The 23,435-nt window shown below is 37.4% G+C and carries 23 protein-coding genes; 22 read left to right on the plus strand and 1 reads right to left on the minus strand.

Translation table 11 applies throughout. The annotated features are described in order from the left end of the window. Window positions 1-137 precede the first annotated feature (137 nt). The 12 genes from CSV67_RS11855 to CSV67_RS11910 all read left to right on the plus strand — a co-directional run bounded on the left by CSV67_RS11855 (window position 138) and on the right by CSV67_RS11910 (window position 11,805). Window positions 138-1,337, plus strand: a complete 1,200-nt coding sequence (locus CSV67_RS11855; protein WP_099631803.1) for a dipeptidase — start codon at window positions 138-140, stop codon at window positions 1,335-1,337. An 82-nt stretch (window positions 1,338-1,419) separates the two neighbouring features. Next, complete coding sequence (locus CSV67_RS11860; RefSeq protein ID WP_233191680.1) at window positions 1,420-2,181, plus strand: SDR family NAD(P)-dependent oxidoreductase; 762 nt, start codon at window positions 1,420-1,422, stop codon at window positions 2,179-2,181. A 30-nt stretch (window positions 2,182-2,211) separates the two neighbouring features. Then, window positions 2,212-2,574: a hypothetical protein gene (locus tag CSV67_RS11865; RefSeq protein WP_099631805.1), complete on the plus strand. Its 363-nt coding sequence runs from the start codon at window positions 2,212-2,214 to the stop codon at window positions 2,572-2,574. A gap of 90 nt (window positions 2,575-2,664) precedes the next feature. Beyond that, entirely contained in the window at window positions 2,665-3,684 is a 1,020-nt protein-coding gene (locus CSV67_RS11870; RefSeq protein WP_233192606.1) for a TRAP transporter substrate-binding protein, read from the plus strand. Window positions 3,685-3,713: 29 nt separating this feature from the next. Further along, on the plus strand, window positions 3,714-4,277 hold the full coding sequence (locus CSV67_RS11875; RefSeq protein ID WP_099631807.1) for a TRAP transporter small permease: 564 nt from the start codon (window positions 3,714-3,716) through the stop codon (window positions 4,275-4,277). Window position 4,278: 1 nt separating this feature from the next. Beyond that, entirely contained in the window at window positions 4,279-5,568 is a 1,290-nt protein-coding gene (locus CSV67_RS11880) for a TRAP transporter large permease (RefSeq protein ID WP_099631808.1), read from the plus strand. A 238-nt stretch (window positions 5,569-5,806) separates the two neighbouring features. Then, window positions 5,807-7,228 (plus strand): amidase, encoded by a 1,422-nt coding sequence (locus CSV67_RS11885; protein ID WP_099631809.1) that lies wholly within the window; start codon window positions 5,807-5,809, stop codon window positions 7,226-7,228. A gap of 377 nt (window positions 7,229-7,605) precedes the next feature. Next, a complete protein-coding gene (locus CSV67_RS11890; protein WP_158232932.1) occupies window positions 7,606-8,112 on the plus strand; it encodes a TRAP transporter small permease in 507 nt (168 codons plus the stop codon). Window positions 8,113-8,123: 11 nt separating this feature from the next. Continuing rightward, window positions 8,124-9,440, plus strand: a complete 1,317-nt coding sequence (locus CSV67_RS11895; protein ID WP_099631811.1) for a TRAP transporter large permease — start codon at window positions 8,124-8,126, stop codon at window positions 9,438-9,440. Window positions 9,441-9,474: 34 nt separating this feature from the next. Further along, the gene (gene dctP, locus CSV67_RS11900) at window positions 9,475-10,485 is read left to right on the plus strand and encodes a TRAP transporter substrate-binding protein DctP (protein ID WP_099631812.1); all 1,011 of its coding nucleotides are present in this window, start codon (window positions 9,475-9,477) and stop codon (window positions 10,483-10,485) included. A gap of 106 nt (window positions 10,486-10,591) precedes the next feature. After that, window positions 10,592-11,386 carry an MFS transporter gene (locus CSV67_RS11905; RefSeq protein WP_099631813.1) on the plus strand — a complete coding sequence of 265 codons (795 nt, stop codon included), beginning with the start codon at window positions 10,592-10,594 and terminating at the stop codon, window positions 11,384-11,386. Continuing rightward, entirely contained in the window at window positions 11,386-11,805 is a 420-nt protein-coding gene (locus CSV67_RS11910; RefSeq protein WP_158232933.1) for an MFS transporter, read from the plus strand. Before CSV67_RS11905 ends, CSV67_RS11910 begins: the two co-directional genes overlap by 1 nt. Window positions 11,806-12,045: 240 nt before the next feature. Here the strand turns inward: CSV67_RS11910 and CSV67_RS11915 are convergent, their stop codons facing one another. Beyond that, window positions 12,046-13,158: a muconate cycloisomerase family protein gene (locus tag CSV67_RS11915; protein ID WP_099631815.1), complete on the minus strand. Its 1,113-nt coding sequence runs from the start codon at window positions 13,156-13,158 to the stop codon at window positions 12,046-12,048. A gap of 576 nt (window positions 13,159-13,734) precedes the next feature. On the opposite strand from CSV67_RS11915, the gene CSV67_RS11920 reads away from it, so the two are divergent. The 10 genes from CSV67_RS11920 (at window position 13,735) to CSV67_RS11965 (ending at window position 23,418) form a co-directional block, all read left to right on the plus strand. Next, window positions 13,735-14,121 (plus strand): DUF3870 domain-containing protein, encoded by a 387-nt coding sequence (locus CSV67_RS11920; protein ID WP_099631816.1) that lies wholly within the window; start codon window positions 13,735-13,737, stop codon window positions 14,119-14,121. A gap of 146 nt (window positions 14,122-14,267) precedes the next feature. Then, window positions 14,268-14,741, plus strand: coding sequence for a DUF3237 domain-containing protein (locus CSV67_RS11925; RefSeq protein WP_099631817.1), 474 nt, complete (start codon window positions 14,268-14,270; stop codon window positions 14,739-14,741). Between the two features lie 16 nt (window positions 14,742-14,757). Then, complete coding sequence (locus CSV67_RS11930) at window positions 14,758-15,609, plus strand: alpha/beta fold hydrolase (protein ID WP_099631818.1); 852 nt, start codon at window positions 14,758-14,760, stop codon at window positions 15,607-15,609. Then, the gene (locus CSV67_RS11935) at window positions 15,599-16,291 is read left to right on the plus strand and encodes a CoA transferase subunit A (RefSeq protein ID WP_099631819.1); all 693 of its coding nucleotides are present in this window, start codon (window positions 15,599-15,601) and stop codon (window positions 16,289-16,291) included. The genes CSV67_RS11930 and CSV67_RS11935 overlap by 11 nt, the downstream gene beginning before the upstream one ends. Beyond that, window positions 16,281-16,931 carry a 3-oxoacid CoA-transferase subunit B gene (locus tag CSV67_RS11940; RefSeq protein WP_099631820.1) on the plus strand — a complete coding sequence of 217 codons (651 nt, stop codon included), beginning with the start codon at window positions 16,281-16,283 and terminating at the stop codon, window positions 16,929-16,931. Before CSV67_RS11935 ends, CSV67_RS11940 begins: the two co-directional genes overlap by 11 nt. Continuing rightward, entirely contained in the window at window positions 16,928-18,127 is a 1,200-nt protein-coding gene (locus CSV67_RS11945) for an acetyl-CoA C-acyltransferase (RefSeq protein ID WP_099631821.1), read from the plus strand. The genes CSV67_RS11940 and CSV67_RS11945 overlap by 4 nt, the downstream gene beginning before the upstream one ends. A 303-nt stretch (window positions 18,128-18,430) precedes the next feature. After that, window positions 18,431-20,221 (plus strand): XylR N-terminal domain-containing protein, encoded by a 1,791-nt coding sequence (locus CSV67_RS11950; RefSeq protein ID WP_099631822.1) that lies wholly within the window; start codon window positions 18,431-18,433, stop codon window positions 20,219-20,221. Window positions 20,222-20,428: 207 nt separating this feature from the next. Then, window positions 20,429-21,973: a 4-hydroxyphenylacetate 3-hydroxylase family protein gene (locus CSV67_RS11955; protein ID WP_099631823.1), complete on the plus strand. Its 1,545-nt coding sequence runs from the start codon at window positions 20,429-20,431 to the stop codon at window positions 21,971-21,973. A 42-nt stretch (window positions 21,974-22,015) separates the two neighbouring features. Next, the gene (locus CSV67_RS11960; protein ID WP_099631824.1) at window positions 22,016-22,798 is read left to right on the plus strand and encodes a dioxygenase family protein; all 783 of its coding nucleotides are present in this window, start codon (window positions 22,016-22,018) and stop codon (window positions 22,796-22,798) included. A gap of 68 nt (window positions 22,799-22,866) precedes the next feature. Beyond that, window positions 22,867-23,418, plus strand: a complete 552-nt coding sequence (locus tag CSV67_RS11965; RefSeq protein ID WP_099631825.1) for an FAD synthetase family protein — start codon at window positions 22,867-22,869, stop codon at window positions 23,416-23,418. Window positions 23,419-23,435 lie beyond the last annotated feature (17 nt).

Raw genomic sequence — 23,435 nt, forward strand, 5'->3', positions numbered from 1 at the left:
CAAGAGCCGTTAGTATTGGAAAATCAATCATTAAAAACACTGTATAGTGAAGGGCTTTATGATGACAAAGAGAAAAAGTGGCAGGAAGCATTTCCACTAAAAGAACAATTTGAAAAGAAACAGGCAGTAGAAAATCAATGAATAAGAAACGATACGAAGGATACACATCGTTTAACTATCTAAAAGCAAACAAAGACTATAAACATTATGAGCTGGCAACAGATCTAAATCGTGTTCCCGCTTATTCTCTTCATCTCACAGCAGATGAAGAGAATAAGTTAAATGAAGTTTTAACGGAGAATTTCATTGTATCGCTAAGGGATCACGGATTTATTGTTCCTGAAAAACGAGAAGATATTTTGCCTTATTGCGGAGAATTACATACATTCTTTCATTATGAGGGAATTGCTAAATCGGGAATCGATATCATTTTTGAAAACTTTATGGATGGAGTTTCAACTATTACATCGAAGAATGGTTTGAAGTGGGACGATGTTATTTATCTACTAGGTATGAGATATGCAGACATTCAACGTCAAAATACAGTCACCATTGCACGATCCTACGACGATTTAACGAAAGCTAAGCAATTGAAACAAACTGCACTTCTACCATCTTTAGAGGCAGCAAGCATCTTGGAAAACGAGCTGGATCGTGTAGATATTCTTTACGGCTTTGGTATTCGATGTATGGGCATCACGTATAACGAAGCAAACACTCTTGGTTCGGGACTAATCGAGCGTCGAGATGGTGGTTTAACTAATTTTGGGCGTCGTGTTGTTGAAAGAATGAATACATTAGGTATGATAATTGATATTTCTCATTGCGGAGATCAAACAAGTTTAGATGTTATTGAGGAAAGTCGTGATCCTGTTCTTATGACACATGCAGGGGCACGTGCTTTATGGAATACACCTAGGATGAAACCAAATCATGTGTTGAAAGCTTGCGCAGAAAAAGGTGGGATCATTGGAGTCTGTGCTGCACCCAATACGACTTTAACGAAGAGTTCCCCAAAACACTCTATACACTCAGTGATGCAGCATTTTGAGTATCTTGTAGATTTAGTCGGAATTGATCATGTCGGTTTCGGTCCAGATACATTTTTTGGAGATCATGTAGCCTTGCAGCATGCGTTTGATGATATGTTGGGCATTTCAGCTTCACATAGCGGGGAGGAATTTGAAGAATCCTCGTATGTTGAAGGATTGGAAAATCCATCGGAAGCAATGAAGAATATGATAGGTTGGATGATAAAAAAGAATTATTCAATTGAAGATATTGTTAAAGTTTCTGGTCTGAATGCAATGGCGGTTATGAAGAACATTCTGGCTTGATCCAACATAAGTACAATTCAAAAGTTAATTACCAGTATCTAAAGGTATATTGAATTTAATGAAGATAGGAGTTAGTATAACTGTGCAAAAAAATACGGTAAGCCAAGTAGCCATTATAACAGGGGCGGGTCAGGGATTAGGTCTCGCTATTGCTGAGAAATTTCTCTTGGAAGGGAAACGTGTTGTTTTTGTAGATGTAAATGAACAGTTGTTAAACGAAGTGAAGACTTCAGAGCTAGTAAGTCAATATGACTTTTCCAAAACAATGTTTATAGCTATGGACGTATCGAATGTGAATGCGATTAAAGAGAGTGTGAAGACCATAGTGGAGCATTGGGGAAGAATTGATATCTTGGTAAATAACGCTGGTGTTCGAAAAGAGACGTCTGTTGAAGATATTACGGAAGAAGAATGGAATTTAATTTTATCCGTTAATCTTGGAGGAACGTTTTTTTACTCTCAGGCAGTACTAGATACGATGAAACGACAAAAGAGTGGACGTATAATTAACATTTCATCTTTTGGGGGACAAGCGGGACCGCTTTCATCCGGAGCACATTATTGCGCTTCAAAAGCAGGTCAACTTGTGCTTACAAAGTCCTTTGCCAGATCACTGGCTGGTCTAGGAATTACGGTTAATGCAGTTGCACCGGCAGCTATTCAGACACCGGAAATGGATACTATTGAGCCAGGTAAATTGAAGAACATGAAAGAAAGTATACCGGTACAAAGATTTGGTGAAGCAGAGGAAGTTGCCAGTATGGTTTCATATCTTGCTTCAGATGCCGCTGGTTATATTACAGGTTCCACGTTCGATATTAACGGCGGACTATACATGAGATAAATACTTATACACTAAGAGGAGCTGGAAAAATTGAAGAAAATTGTACATGGTGCACCGCAAATACCGAATCCATTAAGAGTCTTTATTACTTTTGAATCGACAGGATGGTTTGATACTACACAAGAGCAAAAAGAGAATGAACTATTGCCTAAATTGAAATCTATTATAAAAGAATGGGAAAGTAATGGATCAGAACTATTGGGAACATTTGACCGCGATATTTTAACGGCGGGACATGCAGGTCCAACTAATTGGCATGCATGTTTCCTTTACAATATACCCGACTTGCAAACGGTAACAAATATGACGCATTCATTCCGTGAAGCAGGGATAGATCGATACTTCCGACTAGAGGCTTCAATTGGAAGACCATTTTTCTTGGTAGAAAATTAATAAGTCTAAATTAATAAGTGTTGGAAAGTGAATTAAAGTTTCTAATGTTTTTAAAAGGGGAGTGGAAGAATGAGAAGGTTGCTTATTTCAATGTCGTTAGTTTTATTGGTCATGATCATGTCAGCATGTGACGGAAATGAAGGAAAAGCAAGCGCGGGAAAAAATAATGATGTTATTAAGCTTAGTTATGCTTTTTTTGCACCGCCTAATACATTCCCAGCTATTCAAATGGAAGAGTGGAAAAAACGTCTTGAGGAAAGAACAGATGGGAAAGTACAAGTCGATTTATTTACCGGTGGAACCTTACTAGAAGCCAATAATATGTATGACGGAGTAGAGAATGGCACTGCAGATATAGGTTTAACTTCTACATCATATGAACCTGGTAGATTTCCACTTTTGTCAATATCAGATATGCCATCAGGTTATAAAAACGCAACGGTTGCAAGTAAAGTCACTGCCGATTTAGTAAATAATTATCCACCAGAGGCACTTGATAACTTTAAGATCATCACTACATTTGCTACTGAACCCGCATATATACAAAGTAAAAAGCCTATAAAGTCTTTAAGTGAATTAAAAGGAAAACAGTTACGTATAGCTGGTGCCCTTGCGCCAATTATGTCGGAACTTGGAGCTGCTCCCGTCGGAATGTCGCAGGCGGAAGTGCCTGAGGCTTTGCAAACAGGAATTGTTGAAGGCTACGTATCTTCTAGGGAGGTACTTAAAGATTCCAAGCTGGCGGAGATAGTTGGATATGTTACAGATTATCCATTGGCATTAAATACATTTATCGCTGTCATGAATAAAGATAAATGGGATTCGCTACCCGAGGACGTTCAAGCAGTAATTGAAGAGTTGAATAAAGAGATGACTGAATTTACTGGACATTACTTGGATAATCATGTTAAAGAATCTTTGGAATGGAGTATAGATTCTGAAGGACTTGAAGTTGTTGAATTACCAGAAGAAGAAATGAAGAAGTGGGATAAAAAGCTTAGCGATATGCAAAAAGAAGTTGTTGAAGAAGTACAAAATGGAGGTCTTCCAGCAGAGGAATATTTGAGCGAGATGGAAGAGCTAATCGAGAAATATAATAACGCTGATTGAGTTATTCCTTTAGATATGGAGGTTTGCGAATGAGAAACGAACAAATAGTAGAATTCGATATTGAAAGCGCTTCATTTATAGAAGACAAACATGAAGAAAAAGTAGTATCTACATCAAATCTATTTTTTAAGACTACTGACTATTTAAACCGATTTCTAGCTGTTATTGCTGGCATGGCTCTAATGTTGATGATGTTATTGATTGTATTTAATTCTATCAAACGTATGTACTCTGATCCAATTGCAGGAACAGTGGAGATAGTAAGTTGGCTTGGGGCAATTACAGGAATTTTTGCTTTAGGCTATACACAATTAAATAAAGGACATGTCTATATTGATATGCTAGTGGATAAGTTTCCCTCTATGCTAAGAAGAATAATTCATACGGTTATGAATGTTTTGAGCGCTTCTTTCTTCCTAGTAGCAGCTTGGCAACTTCTACTGTTCGGTCTAAATTTAGGAAGCAATGGTGTTGTATCGCAAACAATACAATTTTCATTTTATCCAATTGTCATCCTAAGTTCGATTGGATTTATAGGGTTAGTTTTAGCTATTGTGAAAGAAACAATCTTGATATGGAAGGTGGCATCCTAAAATGGATATGAATCTATTGGCAGTACTTGGAATCCTAACATTGTTCTTATTCATGTTTTTACGGATGCCAATTAGTTTTACGATGTTTATTGTTGGTTTTATGGGTTTAATAGTAGCTGTTTCACCTAAAGCAGCCTTTAATGTTTTGAGCGCTGATTTATGGAATCAATTTTCCAGCTACTCACTAAGTGTTATTCCACTTTATATTTTAATGGGGGAAATTGTTTTTAGAACAGGGATTACAGAGAAAATGTTTGAGTCAGCGTATAAATGGGTTGGACATTTTCGAGGTGGTATGGCAAGTACAACTATTTTAGCCAGTGCGGGTTTTGCTTCTATCTGTGGATCTAATTCAGCAACTGCCGCAACAATGGGAACGATGGCCCTCCCGGAACTTGAGAAATATAAATATGATAAGGCTCTTAGTACGGGAAGTATTGCAACAGGCGGAACACTTGGTATTATTATCCCTCCAAGTACAGTACTAATCGTTCTTGCCTTGCAAATGGAAGTATCAGTTAAAGATCTATTTGTAGCGAGTATAATTCCTGGTATTTTCTTAACTGCGCTCTTGATTGCAACAGTTGTCTACTTATGTGTAAAATCACCAACACTTGGACCAGCAGGTGAAAAATCTAGCATGAAGGAAAGACTTTTATCTTTGGTAGGTGTTATTCCTGTTGCAGTGCTATTTGTCTTCGTTATCGGTGGTTTGTTTTTCGGCTTTTTTACACCGACTGAATCCGGTGCCTTTGGTGCCTTTGGTGCAATTGTTATTTCCTTAGTTATGGGAAAGATGACAAAAGAAAACTTTCTAGAAGCGATGGCTGGTACTCTCCGTTCATCTGCGATGGTATTAATGCTTGTGGTAGGAGCGATGGTGTTCGGACGATTTTTAACAGTTACAAGACTTCCATATGCGGTAGCTGAATGGGTGACTAATCTTCCGGTTGCACCAATCTTTGTGCTAATTGCTATTTTGATTGTTTATGTCATTGGCGGCTCCATAATGGATGCTCTAGGATTTTTAATTATCTCCATCCCAATCTTTTACCCAACCGTAATAGCTCTTGGTTATGATCCTATCTGGTTTGCAGTTCTTCTTTGTGTCGTGACAAGTATGGGAGCCATTACACCGCCAGTGGGGGTAAATGTCTTTGTTGTACAGGGCTTGACCAAGGATACTCCAATCACAACCGTATTTAGGGGGGCATCGTACTTCCTAGTTGCGTATGTCGCATTTATAGCATTACTAATTACGTTCCCAAAAATTATATTAATCTTAATATAGTAGGGCATTTTCATAAACCTAGACTCGTTCAAGTTTTCTGAAAGTTGATTTAGTAAATATGCATGAAACAAAATCTTTTAATTTAGCGTGTCACACTACTCGCTAATTAGCTGAAAGGAGGATTTTCAAGTGAATCTAAACGATTACTTAATTACTATAATTGGGATAGAAAAATCAGAGATTTTATCGGGTGAACCTGCATTTATCTTTTCGCTAGAAAATGTTGGGGAGGATAATGATGAGTGAAATTCTATTCGAAACTATTGAGTCAGTAGGTTCGTTAATTCAAAAGAAAAAAGTCTCTCCAGTAGAGTTAACTAAACTATCGCTTGCCCGTATCAAGGAGTATGACCCTACATTGAAAGCTTTCATAACAGTTATGGAAGATGAAGCGATTAATCAAGCAAGAGTACTTGAGTCAGAGCTGCAAAATGGTGAAATCCGTGGACCGTTACATGGTATACCTATTGCGGTAAAGGATATATTGCAAACAGCAGGAGCCCGGACTACAGGTGGATCAAAAATATTTAAAAATTGGATACCCGATGAAGATGCAACTGCCGTTCATAGAATGAAGGAAGCAGGGGCTATTATTATAGGGAAAGCAAACCTTCATGAATTTGCTATGGGGGCAACAACCGAAAACCCCCATTACGGAAGTGCGAAAAATCCGTGGGACATAACAAAAATACCTGGTGGTTCAAGTGGCGGTTCTGCTGTCGCAACAGCTACAGGAATGGCTTTTGGTTCTATTGGGACAGATACCGCAGGTTCCGTCCGGTTACCTGCAGCAATGTGTGGAACCGTCGGATTTAAACCTACGTATGGGCTGGTAAGCAGATATGGAGGCTTTCCGTTTAGTTGGTCACTTGACCACGTTGGACCGATGACGAGGACGGTAAAGGATGCTGCCATTATGCTAGAAGCCATGAAGGGCTATGATCCAAAAGATGATTCTTCAGTTAAGAAGAATCATGCAATTTATTTCAACGAATCATTACAGAGTTTAAAGGGGATTACATTAGGTTTCTATGAACCCTATATGTATTCCGGTATTGATACAGACGTGAAGCGTGTAATTGAACAAGCATTCGATCAATTAAAGTTTCTTGGAGCTGAAATCGTTCCAATTGATTTACCTGGAATTAATGAGGCACTTGATGGTTTGAAAACGATTGCTCAATCTGAAGTAGTATCTTTCCATGATCCTTTGTTAAAAAAACACGGTGATTTATACGGAGATGATTTGAAATTCCGATTCCAATTCGGCCGGGACATTTCAGCGACGGATTATATAAATGCTCAACGTACTCGAAGACAATTCGTACAGAATACAATGAGACAGATGAGCGGTATTGATGCACTAATTGGACCGACAAACGTCCAACCACCATTTGAGATCGGTACAATGGTTTCTGAACAAGCAATAAGCAATATGTTTACACTTGGTAAAACTCCACTCGCAAATATCCTTGGGTTTCCAGCACTTTCTGTTGCATGTGGATTCACGAAGACGAAGCTTCCAGTAGGGCTTCAGATAATTGGAAGACCATTTTCCGATAAAAAAATACTTGAGATTGGTGACTGCTACGAACAATCACAGCAGTGGTTTCAAGCATTGAAACTGAATAGGAACTACATGATGGTAAGTAAAAGTTAGGGAAAAAGGGGAGAGATTATGAATATTATAAAGATGAAATCGTTTTTGATACTCGTGCTAGCTGCCTGAGATGCTTATGGGAAGGAATTGAATAATGGTAGCCCACTCATGTTTTCAAATGCATTTTTTACACCTCACAGTAAATTTCCAGCAGTTAAAATGAAAAGCGGAGTACCTTATAAATGGAAATTCCTACATGTGGAATTATCGATTATACTGCAGTCTCCTAAATATCATATATATTTAGGAGACTATTTTTTATTTCAGAGCAGAGGTAATTTCATCTGATTAGTAATCAATTATTAAGAGAAAAGATCTAGATAAATGTAGCATATTTATACTGATAGAATCGATAGAAAAAAAGGGGGAAGATGCATGTGCTGTTAAGAATAAATAAGCTTTTCGATTCTGTCATAAACTTTATGGCTATTCTAGGTAGGGTCGTAATCATCATTATTAGTTTATTGATCATCGTTGATATTGTTTCATTAAAATTTTTCAGCAATCAATTTTCATGGATTTTAGAGGTTTCAGAATACCTTCTAGTATTTTTAACTTTTCTAGGGGTTGCTTGGTTATTGAGAGAAGATGGACATATTAAGCTAGATTTATTATTAAATAGACTAAGTGAAAAAAATAGAACGCGTATGGAGATAGTGAATTCGTGCATAGGTGCCATCATCTCTTTGATTATTACCGTATATGGATTTTTGGCAACATGGAACTTATATATGAGGGATATAAAAACAGAGACTATCTTAGAAATCCCACGTTCTATGCTAATAGTCATCATACCAGTCAGCTTTTTATTTGTTTTCGTACAATTCATCCGAAACATCCTATCTGCGATCAATAAACTTAAAATAAGTAGCAAGAAAAGCTAGGAGGTAATTAGATGGAATGGTGGGGCGTTTTAGCACTAGTATTTGGAAGTATGTTTATTTTATTTATGATAGGATTACCAATTGCATTCTCATTTTTAACAATAAATATTGTAGGTGTCATCGTTTTATGGAACGGAGAAGCGGGACTTAACCAACTCATCTTAAATATATTTTCTTCCGTATCAAAGTTTTCATTATTACCTATCCCAATGTTTATCTTAATGGGTGAGATTATGTTTCGAACGGGCTTAGGTTTTAAAGTTTTTGATGCAGTTGGAAAATGGTTTGGGAATTTACCAGGTCGGCTAAGTATTGTTGCTGTTGGAAGTGGAACTTTATTTTCAGTTCTAAGTGGTTCGAGTGTAGCAAGTACTGCATTATTAGGATCATTATTAGTTCCGGATATGCAGAAAAAGGGTTATAGTCCTGCAATGACTGTTGGACCAATACTTGGTAGTGCCGGCCTTGCTACTATGATTCCACCTACCGCGTTAGGTATATTGCTTGCTTCGCTTGCATCGATACCTGTCGGACATTTCCTATTTGCAATTGTCGTACCGGGTTTATTATTGGCAGTAATATTTGTCCTATATATTATTATTAGATGTTATTTTCAGCCAGAGCTAGCTCCTGCCTATGATGTAGAGAAGGTGCCTTTATCTGAAAAGCTAATTGGAACGGTTAAATATATTTTGCCACTTGGATTTATTGTGTTCCTTTTATTGGGTGTTATTATACTTGGAATTGCAACGCCTACACAAAGTGCGGTTTTAGGGGCGTTAGGAACCATTGTCCTGTCTTATTTTTATGGTGGTCTGACCTGGGCTAAGTTCTGGGATTCCCTTACCGGTACTTTAAGATCCAGTGTTATGATTTTTATGATTATTATAGGATCCACTACATTTGGTCAAATTTTAAGTTACACAGGTGTAACGCAAGGTCTGGTACAGCTCGTTGGAAACTTGGAATTTCCACCACTTATTGTTTTGGTAATAATTCAGATCGTTCTACTGATCCTCGGGTGTTTTATGGAACCTTTATCAATAATGATGATGACACTTCCGATACTTATGCCGATTGCAGGAACAATGGGGTTCGATCCTTTGTGGTTTGGGGCAATTATGCTTCTTAATATGCAAGTCGCAACAATTACACCACCTTTTGGTATGGATCTCTTTGCAATGAAAGCAGTGATTCCAAAAGACTCTATATCGATGAAAGAGATTTATAGCGCAGTCGTTCCTTTTATTTTGTTGAATTTAGCAATAATGGCGCTAATGATTATATTCCCATCATTAACTTTATGGTTACCAAGCTTTGTTAAGTAATAATTTAGAGAAATTATAATTTAGGAGGAAGACCATGATAAAAAATCTAAAAATATATCAGACGATCATACTTGTTCTTCTAGTCAGCCTTTTAACGGCTTGTTCAAGTGGCAATGGAGAAAAGGAAGGTAGTGATTCAAAGAGCGTTACATTAAATGCTGTTAGTTTTTTACCAAAAGATCATCCTTTAACTGCAACACTTTATGATTGGATTGACTCGGTAGAAGATGCAACGGATGGCAGAGTGAAGGTAAATTGGCGTGGTGGCGCCGATGTAATACCTATTGGCGAGCAATTTGAAGCAATGAATTCTGGTGTTATGGATATTAACTTTACGTATATTGGACAATACCAATCACTTGCACCGGAAACGCTGAGCATAGCTTTATCGCAACTAACACCATCGGAAGAAAGAGAAAATGGATTTTACGATTTAATGGTAGATCAACATGAAAAAATGAACGTTATGTACTTAGGTCGATGGTTAACAGGTTCACCAAGACTATGGTTAAATGAGCCAATTGATAGCGTAGATGATTTAAAAAAACTGCCTATCCGATCAGCACCAAACTATACACGTTTCTTTGAAAAATTAGGAATTGCTTCTGCAATGATTGATCCTTCAGAAGTTTATACTTCCTTACAAACAGGTGTTGTTAAGGGGTTTGTATATGGTGGGTTTAATGGGCCTAGAAAGGATGGTTGGACTGATTCATCTAAATATATTTTGGACCATCCTTTTTGGACGCAAAACTGTACGATACTCATGAATAATGATAGATGGAATGAAATTTCAACCGAAGATCGCGATGCAATTATTGCGGCAACAGCTGACTATGAGAAAGAAATGGTCGACTACTATACAGAACTTGATAAAGAAGAAATTGTAGAATTAGAAAAGATCGGTGTTGAACTTTTCAAATTGCCTAAAGCTGAGGAAGAAAAGTTTTTGAATTTAGCCTATGATACTGAGTGGGAGTACTTGGAAAAGGAAGTACCTGAGTTAGTAGAAGAACTAAGAGCACTAACAATGAAAGAGAAATAAGTTCTTAATTAGTTACGTGAAAGAGTATAAAGGCTTGAGCGAATTGTATAAGCGCGATAATTAATTCTACCCAATCAATAAAAACTTGATTGGGTAGAATTAATTAATGGTAAAAGATACATTTGTAACGTTTCACATTTGTTTGCGAGGTGGATTTTTAATGAGCAAAAACACTTTATGGACGAAAAATTTTATATTTATATCTGCAGTAAACTTCTTTTTTATTGTGACGTACTTTGCTTTGCTTGTTACCTTACCAACTGTCGCAATCACGCATTTTGGCTCAACAAGTGCCGTAGCAGGCTTGTTTACAACCGTTTATATCGGCGCTGCGATTATTATTAGACCTTTTATGGGGCCGTGGATTGAGTCATATGGCAAACGATTTATGTTGATTGTATCGCTCGTTCTTTTTACAACTGCTTCAATTCTTTATAGCTTTTTTGATTCTATTGTCTTGCTACTTGTCATACGTTTCATTCATGGTTTTGGATTTGGTATGGCTACTACTATTACAGTAGTGATCATAGCTGATATTGTACCTGAATCTCGAAAAGGTGAAGGAATGGGTTACTTTATTTTATCAACAAATCTGGGAATGGTGATTGGTCCATTTATTGGACTTACTATCTTGGATGGTTTTGGTTTATACGTCTTGTTTTGGGCGTGTGCTTTTTGTTCTCTAATTTCTTTTTTGTTTGGTTTAATGGCTCATCTGCCAGAAGAAAATCTTGTGAAACGTTCCCCTGGTGAAAAAAGAGCACCTTTATTTGAAAAGTCTGCTTTACGTATTTCGTTTACAGGAGCATTTTTTGGTACTGCGTATGCGTCTGTTTTGTCTTTCATGGCGGTTTTGCTGTTGAAAAGGGGCTGGGAGCGGAATCTAGTTACTTTTTTATAGTGTATGTAATTATACTTCTATTGACACGCCCGCTAACCAGTAAATGGTATGATCAGTATGGAGCCAATACAATTATTTTTCCTGCGATAGTTTCATTTGCCATAGGGATGTTCCTTCTAGGTATGACAACTAACGCATTACTCTTTTTCATTGCTGCTGCATTTATAGGGGGAGGATGGGGTACGCTTTTCCCAAGTTTTCAAACAGTCGTCCTGCAAAATTCGGAACCTAAGCGTCGTCCTGTGGCATTGGCTACTTTCCTATCGATTTTTGATATAGGTATTAGCGGAGGGGCGCTGTTAGCAGGCGTGTTAGTAAGTGTTATTAGTTTTAGTTCATTGTACATATTCTATTCAATTTATATTGTTGCAGGACTGCTGGTTTATTATTGGGCCCAAAAGAAAGAATCTTATATTTAGGTAAGTATAAATGTGTTTTACCGTTGCCTTTTTATCACTACACATATTATTTGTCACTACATATGCTAAATTGGAATCTCCAAAAAACTGGTGACAAACTTTTTAATCAAGGCTATCGCTGAATGTTGTTAGAATACATTCAACGATAGTTTTTTTATGTTGAAAACTTCATAAAAAGTGCCAAGTACCCACGCATTAATGTGCATGTACTTGGCTTTTAAATACATTACTGATTAAAATTTAGAATCGTTTGTAATGATTTAATTTTTCTTCATCAATGATCATTCCAAAACCGGGGCCACCTGGAATAACAACGTCAAAGTTATTGTATTCGATATTATTTGCTGTAATTGTATCTTTGAACAACAAAGGACCGAAGAGTTCTGTGCCGAATTCCATATGAGGGATAGTTGAATATACATGAAGTCCTATAGCTGTTCCTAATGAAGATTCAATCATTGTCCCCCCATACAACCCTAGTCCTGCTGCTTCTGCAATGCCAGCTACAGTCTTTGTTGCTTGTAGTCCGCCAGCTTTACATATTTTAAGAGCAATACTGTTTCCTGACCGGTGTTTAGCTATCTGGAATATTTCATGAATCGAATTCGCACCTTCATCTGCCATAATTGGTACAGAGAAACGTTCAGTCAAACGACTCATGCCTTCAAAGTTCCATTTCGGCAGTGGTTGTTCGATCATTGAAACACCACCATCTTGGAGACGGGCAATCGCATAGTTAGCAGTTGTTTCATCCCAAGCTTGATTAACGTCTACAGTAAATCTAGCAACGTCACCTACTTCTTTCTTAATCTTCAGCACGTGTTCCACATTCTCCATAGCGTCTCCAACACCAATCTTCAACTTGAAAATACGATGTTTCTTTTGTTGAAGTAGTTCCTTTGCTTCTTCGATATCCTTACCCGTATCTCCACTTGCCAAAGTCCATGCCACTGGAAGTGAGTCATGTATTTTTCCTCCCAAAAGATCATAAGCGGGAATGTTTCTCTGCTTTGCTGCTAAGTCGATTAGTGCTCCTTCGATTAAGGCGCGGGCAAAGTAGTTCCCTGAAACAGTTTTCGAGATTTCGTACATAAGCAAATTAAATTGTTGTGGATTTTTCCCGATTAGATGTGGCGTTATATACGTTTCACAATTTACTTTGATAGCCTCAGGAGTTGCTTCACCATAAGAAGCACCTCCTATTGTTGCAACTTCCGACCAACCTGTAAGACCTTCCGTATCGTTGATTTGAGCGACGACAATAGTTTGTTTTGTTATAGTATGCATGGATAGTTTATGTGGCCTAATAGTCGGTAATTCTACAATATGGATATAAATGGAATGTATGTTCATAATATGACTTCCTTTCAGTAGTAGTTATTGAAACACAAGCGAGAATAAGAAATAGACGAATAGAATAATTAAAATAAGGGTTGATACAGTGAGTTATACATTTTTTCATAACTTTCCTAAATTCTACATAGGTTCCCACCTCTCATAGCGATAGGGGTAATGAATGAGAACGGCAATTTAGTATCTGTATTGTAGGACCTCATGGAAATGAAAGCTGATGCTAACATATTTCTAGGAAAACAAAAAACGGCATTAATCTGCTGAGAGTAAATCTCCAGATTAATGCCGTCATAATCTAGTAGATGAAGATAGGAGTATCTCCAACTAGATAAAGGCAAGTTTGCATTTCTTTACCGACTCTTAAAGAGGGAAAGATAAAGAGGGAGCAAATAAAATCTATGCGTATGTTTGTTTTAAAAATTATCAGAAATATAGAGTAATAATAACAAATGAAATTTTGCATGTCAAGCTCCATTATGAATTTAATTCTTCATGTGTTAAATGGCGTAACGAATTTTTGTGTACTTAAAAGTAAGAATATGGTGAATGTGAATTACACTTTACAGAGTTATTTGAATGTTGACAACAAAAATACATACTGATAAGATTAATGTACAATTTAAAATACCTATTGATGAGGTGTCTTTTCTGTTGGATACTATATTAGTGACTGCGTATTCAAAGGCTCCACAAGGTTCAGCGATGTATGAACGGTTTAAGCATGCAGGATTAGTCATGGAGATCGACAAAGAGACCCATAGAATTGTGGATGTAGAGTTTACTTTTATAACTAGCTTGGCATCAAGTTATTTCTCTAAACTATTGGTTGGTTCTAATTTCTATGATGAGTTAGATGAGATAATTGAGAGAATTAAAAAGAACTTTATTGCACCATCGCAACAATCAGTTATTGTAGCTTTAAAAAATGCTCATCAACGTTATTGTGATGAGATTGAAAAATAGTCTGCCTGTTCACTGACAGAAGGTACCCAATACCTTTATACCTCAGTTAATAACGGCATTAACCAAAAGGCAAAATTTTGCCTTCTGGTTGATGTCGTTTTTTATTTTATTAAATATAAATTATAAAAGAAAGTGTGGAATTTACTATGCAATTTTATAATGCGCCTAATTTGGAGTTCTTATGTAATATGACATTGGACGTTGAAGTTGATTTTCCTGTTCTAAAGAAAACCTATAATGGTTCAGGAAGACGAATTATTGGAGTAACCGGCGGTAAGCTAACGGGACCAAAATTCGAAGCGAAAGTATTGCCAGGAGGTTCGGACTGGATAACTGTCAGGGAAGACGGAACAATTATTCAAGATGTGAAGATCGTCCTTGAAACAGATGATCACGAAACGATTTTAATGATTTATCGTGGAATCCGTACAGGTCCTAAGGAGATTCTTGAAAAATTGAACAGAGGTGAAAAGGTGCCCGCTGATCAGTATTACTTCAGACATGCTCCAATTTTCGAGACGGATTCTCCAAAGTATGACTGGATGAATAAACATATATTCGTCGCTACGGGTGAACGTTTACCAAGTGGTGTTCAATACTCACTATTTACAGTGAAATGAAAATGGAGGGATAGACATGGATCAGTTGATTGGTCTAAAGGATGGGGGAAGTCTGAGTTATAACCTGTATTCCGAAGAAAACAGCGACAAGGGAACGATTATTTTCATACACGGACTGACTGGAAATAAATTTCAATTAACAAAGTATATAAATGAGTACAAAAACGATTATCAAATCATAGCTGTGGATCTAAGGGGCCGCGGAGATAGTTCCGTCCAGTTAGCTGACTCCTCTATAGAAACGCATGCGAAGGATATTATCGAGATGATCGATTCATTGCAGCTGAAGCAAGTCAGTTTGTTCGGCTATTCCATGGGAGCATATATTTCTCAAAGAGTAGCGGGAGAACATTCATCTGTCCAGCGTGTGATTTTATTAGATGGTGGTGGCCATGTAGACGTAGAGGGGAAGAAGATGGTTTATCCTTCGTTAGGACGAATGGAAAATGTCTTTCCAAGCTGTGAGCATTATATTGAGGCAACGGCAAATGTTTATAAAAACTTGAAAGTAATAGTAGATTCGTTAGTTATTCAGGCAATCGAATACGAGTGCAAACAGAAAGAGGATGGGTACGGGAATCTGTCGAACTCGGAGCTGATTAAACAAGACTTCGATAGTTTCTATTTGTACGACGTGGTGAAGGTAGCGGAAAAAAATGAAAAGCCGACGTTGCTCATTACAGGAGAAGGTAATCTGTCTGACCGTCCACTGTTTACCAGATCAAATTATACAACTTTATTGAAAGAGACCAATATACAAGTGATACAAACAAACAAAAATCATTATGAGCTAGCTTTTAATTTACAATCAGAATTATTATGCAATATCAATAAATTTTTAAAGGGAGAGTTTTCCAATGAGAGATAAAGTAATTACAGCAAAAGAAGCAGCGGACAAATTCTCAAGTGGAATGACTGTGATGGTCGGAGGGTTTGGATTAATCGGAAGTCCATTAACGGTTCTAAAAGCACTAGAAGAAAAAGAAGTGGCAGATTTAACTGTCATCAGTAACAATGTAGGAGAAGAGGGCGTTGGCTTGGGCATTATTTTACAACAAGGTAAAATAGGTACAGCAATCGGCTCTTACTTTACGAGTAATAGAGAAGCAGTCCGAATGTATAATGAGAACAAATTACGGCTTCAACTTCTTCCACAAGGTACATTGTCAGAAGCCATTCGAGCAGGCGGAGCTGGCATTCCCGCTTTTTATACAAGTACAAGCGCAGGCACTAAACTAGCTGAAGGCAAAGAGAAAAAAGTATTTGATGGTAAGACGTATGTTCTTCAGAAGTCTCTAAAAGCAGATATAGCTATCATTAAAGCGCATAAAGCAGATGAAATGGGGAATCTGACATATTATAAGACTGCCCGAAACTTTAACCCTTTAATGGCAACTGCTGCTAATACAGTAATTGTAGAAGTTGATGAAATCGTGCCTGCTGGAAGTCTTGATCCTGAAGCTGTTATTACACCACATTTATTTATAGACTACATTGTGCAGAGTAAAGCTACTTTGCTTGAAGGGAGAAGAGTAGAGTATGAATTATAAGCAAATTATCGCTCGAAAAGTAGCTTCCCACATACCACAGTACTCCATTATTAATTTAGGAATCGGAATTCCAACATTAGTACCTGATTATCTGGGAGATAGCGAATGTTATTTCCATACGGAAAATGGTATGCTGGGGGTTTCCGAATTGAAAGAAGGGCATCTGGATCCGCAACTTGTAAACGCAGGAAAGCTACCGGTAGGTGAAGCAATTGGTGCTTCATATTTCCATAGTGCCGATTCATTTGCTATGATTCGTGGCGGCCACATCGATATAGCTATCTTGGGAGCATTGCAAGTTGACTCCAAAGGAAGAATTGCGAATTGGGCTATTCCTGGTAAAGATATCGTTGGTGTTGGAGGAGCAATGGATTTACTTGAAGGTGCAAAAACTATTATTGTTACAATGCTTCATACATCAAAAGATGGCGACAAAAAGCTATTGGATGAGTGTAGTTTTCCCATCACTTCAGAACGTACGGCAGATTTAATTATTACCGAACGGGCTACGTTTAAGTGGTCAAAGAGTGGATATGAACTGATAGAAGTGACTGATGGCTTTACATTAGAAGATATTAAAGAATTTACAGCACTACAATATACGGTGTCAGATCAACTAATAAAGGAGAGTGCGCAATGAGCAGAGTAGCGATTATTGATGCGGTTCGCACGCCAATCGGTAGATATGCAGGAGCACTCAGTACAGTTCGCGCGGATGATTTAGGTGCGATGGTGATCAAAGCCTTACTGGAACGTAATCCAGCTGTTGATCCTAAAACAATTGATGATGTTATTTTCGGGAATGCGAACGGCGCAGGTGAAGAGAATCGAAATGTAGCAAGAATGTCAGCACTTTTAGCTGGTTTACCAATTGAGGTCAGTGGGACAACATTGAATCGTCTATGCGGATCGGGACTTGATGCGGTAAACTTTGGAGCACGTGCAATTCTTGCGGGTGAACAAGATGTAATTATTGCTGGTGGGACAGAGAGTATGTCACGAGCACCTTATGTAATGGCAAAACCGGAGCGTGCATTTCCAAGGGGAGATATGAAACTTCAGGACACAACGATTGGATGGCGCTTTGTAAATTCGAAAATGGAAGAGCTTTATGGAGTGGACACTATGCCGCAAACTGCGGAAAATGTTGCGAGTGATTATGATATCTCAAGAGATAGACAAGACGAGTTTGCTTTTCAATCTCAGATGAAAACGAAAGTAGCGCAAGAGAAGGGTGTTTTCAAAGACGAGATCATCCCTGTAACTTTTAAAACGCGCAAAGGTGAGGAAATCACGGTTGATACAGATGAACATCCGCGTGCCGATTCTACGATGAATGCGTTAGAAAAACTTCGACCACTATTCTCTAATGGAACGATAACTGCTGGGAATGCTTCAGGCGTTAACGACGGTGCGGCGGCAGTGTTATTAATGAGAGAAGATAAAGCAAAAGAACTGGGTTTGGATATATTGGGTTATTATAAAATGTCTGCTACAGCCGGAGTGGAACCAAGAGTTATGGGGATTGGCCCTATTGCTTCAACGAAGAAGTTATTGAAGAAGGCAAATATAGATGTGAAAGATTTGGATTTAATTGAGCTAAACGAAGCTTTTGCCTCTCAATCTTTGGCATGTATTGATAATCTGCATCTACCTATTGAAAAGGTTAATGTTAACGGTGGTGCTATAGCGTTGGGCCATCCTTTAGGTGCGAGCGGTACCCGAATATTGGCAACACTCATACATGAAATGAAACGTCGAAATAGTAAATTAGGTTTAGCAACGATGTGTATTGGCGTGGGACAGGGTATCTCTACCTTAGTTGAGCGAGACTAATGAATAAATTTGATAATGCCGATTATTTGGCGTTAATAAAATAATCGATCTAGCCGGTGTGAAGTCTATATTTAATTGGACTCATTCTGGCTATTTTTGTATGGTTTATTGATTACGGGTATAGTATTTGTACGGGATATGTCAGGGTTATTTGTTTATATTTCCTTATAAATGGAATGTAATAATTCTGAGAATATTGATGTATCAAGCATTGCGGCTGTCACTTAAATCACTATAGAAAGTGGATTGCAAAACAAGTTTTTTGGCGCATGGGCTGTTAAGAAGGTGAAGGGAGATAATTTGATGAAAGCTAATCACTTGATATTACAGAATTTGATTGATATCAATCCTCGTACGGGGATCATTAAACTTCATGATAAAAGAATGGGATTAATTTCGGTAGAAGCACTTAGTATTTTATGTAATGATTTAATTAATACGCTTGGCAAAGAACGTACCAAAGGATTTTTAATGCGATATGGCTGGGCTTGTGGCAAGCGGGCTGCTGAATCCATAAAAATGAGATATGACTGGGAGTCCCTGGAGGAACTAATAATCTCAGGAACGGTCATGCATACATTAGAAGGCATTGTAACTGTGGATCCCGACATATTGGAAATTAATGATGATCATTTATATCTTACGGGTTATTGGAAAAACTCTTTTGAATCTGAGAATCATTTATCTGAAAATGAATTTGGAAATGAGCCTATTTGTTGGACGTTAATCGGTTATGCAAGCGGTTACTTAACAAGTGCCTTTGGTAAGGAAGTAATCGTGTACGAGAAAACATGCCGTGGTAAGGGAGATGCCGAGTGCTACTTTGTCGCTGAAACTGTAGCACATTGTGATGAAGCGCATTTATTGGACTTACGTTACTATCAAAGCGAGTCAATGCAGTCCGTATTAGACGATATGTATGCTGAAATCGAACGGCTAAATGAAAATATCATTGAATCAGAGAAGATTCAAAATCAGTTAACCGAACTATTCTTGGAGGATAAAGATATTAATGATATAATCCATACGCTCGGTACTACTCTTGGTCGTAGCATCGTCATTGATCATTACAATGAAGTATATTCGTCATATTTCGAATGTGAAGAAGAACGGGTGGCGTATAAGAAATTGAAGGCATGCGGTGTCATTATAAATCAGCAAAATGGTTTATTTTTTGAATCATTTTTAATTAAAAGCAATAAGGTGCTGCTCGGTAATCTAATGGTAATTGGAAAACAAAAATTAAATCAAAGAGAACAAATAATTATTAAACGTGCTTTAGTGGTTTTTACAATTCAAATGTATCACCAACGTAAGTTAACTGAATCACTTTGGAGTAAAAGAGAAGATTTTTTTGATGAATTGATTGATAATAAAATTATGGATGAAAATATAATAAATAGACAGGCAGCAATTTTTGGATTTAATATTAATGAACCTCATCGTATTATTGTACTGAAAGTGATACCGCAAAAGATGAAGGAGAGAGTGTTATATTTTTTGACGAAAAAATATCCTTTGTTTGATTTATTTTTGAAAGATCATTTTATCGTCATCATTAGTGCGGAAATTGAAGATCAAGGTATTGAAGCTCTATCTGTTAAGCTATTGAATGAAATTAAAGCACGTTTACCCGATATTATTTTGCATATAGGTTCTGGACGTTTAGTAGAATCCGTTTATAAGCTTAGGGAAAGTTACGTTGATGCCAAACAGATTTGTGATTTTGTTCAGCTAACTTATCCGGTGAGAAGTAGACAGGCAACGTATAAAGACTTTGAAGGAATTATGATGTTCTTAAAAGGTACAGATCATGAGGAACTTCTGATGTTTTATATGAAGACTATTGGCACGTTAGTTAAATATGATGAAGCTAATTCAGGTAGTTTGCTCATTACGCTAAAGTCTTATTTAGATAATAACGGCAATCTTCAACAAACTGCCGACGAATTACATCTATCTATAGCAGGTCTACGTTATCGTATTGAAAAAATCGAGTCATTAAGTGATATCGATTTAAAAACAGGATCAGGTCGATTTAATGGACAATTAGCCACAAGGATCTACTTTGGATTAAAAGTAATGGGAAATTAATGGAGAACCAAGACGAATCGATTTTTGATTCGTCTTTTATTATTGTTAGCCTATGTAGACCCCGGAGTGAAAAGATTAGATTAAATCATTTCCACAAAAGTTGCTAGTCAATAATCGATTATTAATATTTATTTACAGTTACTAACTTTTGAAAATGAATGTAATATTCAGATTAGTAAGCGCCTACAAATAAGAGGAGGTATATTAATGACAGTAAAACAAGCAGTTAGATTACCTATGACCGGTAAAGAATACCTTGAGAGCTTAAGAGATAATCGTGAAATATGGCTACACGGTAAGAAAGTAGAGGATGTAACGACTCATCCTGGCTTTAGAAACAGTGCTCGTTCTATTGCTAGCCTTTATGATGCATTACATGATCCAATACGTAAAGATATTTTAACAAGGGAAACAGATACTGGTAACGGTGGTTATACACAGCGTTTCTTCGTACCCGATGAAACACCTGAAGATTTATTCAAAACGCGGGACGCGATAGCGGAGTGGGCTAAAATGTCTTATGGACAAATGGGACGTTCTCCAGATTATAAAGCTTCATTCTTGGCAACGTTAGGTGCAAACCCAGAGTATTATGGTGAGTACGCCGACAATGCGAGAAGGTGGTACAAAGAAGTTCAAGAGAAAAACTGGTTCTTCAACCATGCGATAATTAATCCTCCTGTTGATCGCGATAAGCCAATTGATGAAGTGAAAGATGTCTTTATTCATGCGGTGGGTGAAACAGAAGAAGGGATTTTAGTAAGTGGTGCGAAGATGGTCGCAACAGGTTCTGCACTTACAAATTATAACTTCGTTGCTCATTACGGTGCACTTGCAATACCTAGCGAAGAATATGCACTTGTCTTCGTTGCAGATATGAATACACCGGGTATTAAATTAGTCTGTCGAGCATCTTATGAAATGAATGCAGCTGTTACAGGAAGTCCTTTCGACTATCCACTTAGTAGTCGTTTCGATGAAAATGATTCCGTACTAGTTTTTGAGAACGCTCTCATACCATGGGAGAACGTGTTAGTTTACAAAGATATTGAAAAAGCGAATACGTTTTTTGCTGAAAGTGGATTCCTTCACCGTTTAACTTTCCACGGTGTAACAAGATTCGCCGTAAAATTGGACTTCATTTCAGGTCTACTTATTAAGGCATTACGTGGGAATGGAACGGATTCATTCCGCGGTGTTCAAGCCCAAATTGGTGAAGTCATTGCATATCGTAATATGTTTTGGGCTATGAGTGATGCAATGGCATTAAATCCTGAAAAAGGAGCTAACAATACTGTTTTACCTAATCTAGAATATGGCTTGGCATATCGTGTGTTCATGTCTGATGGTTGGTCACATGTGAAAAATATTGTAGAGACAGTTGTTGCGGGAAGTTTAATTGTACAGCCGTCTAGTGCTGCTGATTTTAAAAATGCTGAACTGCGTCCTATCATTGATAAATTATACCGTGGATCAAACGGTGTAGAAGCTGAGGAAAAGATCAAAGTGATTAAGTTACTTTGGGATGCAATTGGAACTGAATATGGTGGTCGACACGAGTTATATGAAAGAAATTATTCAGGTAACAACGAAAATATACGCTTGGAAAACTTAATAACGGCAAAAGCTAGTGGTCGAGCACAAAAATTTGAAGATTTTGTACAGAAATGTATGGATGATTACGATTTAGATGGTTGGGTTAATCCGACTTGGATTAATAACGACGATGTACATGTTTATGGAAAAAAGTAAGTTTTTAAAAGTATGAAACGTAAAATAGGGGAGGAAATTAAAATGGTAAAACAATTATCAAAGAAAAATGAGAGAGTAGAAGAGGTATTTAACTTATTCATATCACATGTACAAAACTTTTTAAAAGAAGCAAATTTGAATCATGAAGAGTATACAAAATTTGTGGATTGGGCAGATCGCTTAGGGCGCGCTGGAGAACTACCACTTTATGCAGACGTTTTCTTAGAAAGTCATGTGTTAAGAGCAATGTATACTGACAAGCCTGGAACGCAGCCTTCACTATTAGGACCCTATTTTGTTGAAGGAACGCCTCTCATCGAAGCTAAGCCGGGACAACCACTTGTATTGACTCAACGCCCTAATGAAGCTGGTGATGTCATGTACTTTAGCGGAAGTGTTAGTAGTACAAATGGAGAACCACTTGCCAAAGCAAGAGTAGAAATGTGGCAAAATGATGCATCTGGTAAGTATTCAGCATTTGATTCGGATGCACCAAAATATAATTTCAGAGGACATTTTTATACAGATGAAAATGGGAACTTTGAAGTTAAAACAATAGTACCTCTTCCGTATTCAATTCCGACTGATGGACCGACAGGGGAATTTTTAGAATATACTGATCAGCATCCAATGCGACCAGCACACTTACATTTAATGTTTGAGGCAGAAGGTCATGAAACACTAATTACCCAAGTGTTTTTCGAAGGCGATGAATGGCTAGAAACAGATGTAGCAGACGGTGTTCGCTTAGACTTAATGACAAAGCTCGAAGAAAAAGACGGGCATAAAATCTCCTCCCTAGACTTTGTAATGCGCACTGTATAAGTAAAATTCAAGAAGAGAAGGGTTTTATCCTTCTCTTTTTGTACAATTGAGAAAGCGAGGCGACTATTATGATTTATTTTCAAAACAATCAACTAGAATTGAATCAATCTGTTGTGACGATTGGTGCATTTGACGGGATTCATAGAGGACATCAAGCTTTGATTAGGCAAGCTAAGGCACAAGCGGATCATTATGGGGTACCACTAGTTGTTTACACATTTGATCCCCCACCCAAAGTTTATTTTCAAAATCAATCCATGCTGACTTCGCTACCTGAAAAGAAAAAGTTTCTTGAAGAGTTAGGTGTCTCCTATACCGTTTTCGCTTCGTTTGATCAGGTGTACGCGTCAAGAAGTGTGCAAGATTTTATCAATGAATTAAGTAAAATTAATCCGAAAGAAATTTGGGTTGGATCTGGCTTTCACTTTGGAAGTGGGAAAAGTGGTTCGATTGAAGATTTAACCAAACATTTTAATGCATTTCAACATCCTGTAGTTACGTGTTCAAAAGGTGAAGTTATTTCGTCAACACGAATCCGTGAACTTTTCAGTCAACAAAAAGCAGAGCAAGCTTATTACTTATTAGGTAGGAAGCCATATGCTTTAATTAATGCACAATAAAATTATTATGGGGGACA

This window comes from Sporosarcina sp. P2 (assembly GCF_002743255.1).
Lineage (GTDB): Bacteria > Bacillota > Bacilli > Bacillales_A > Planococcaceae > Sporosarcina.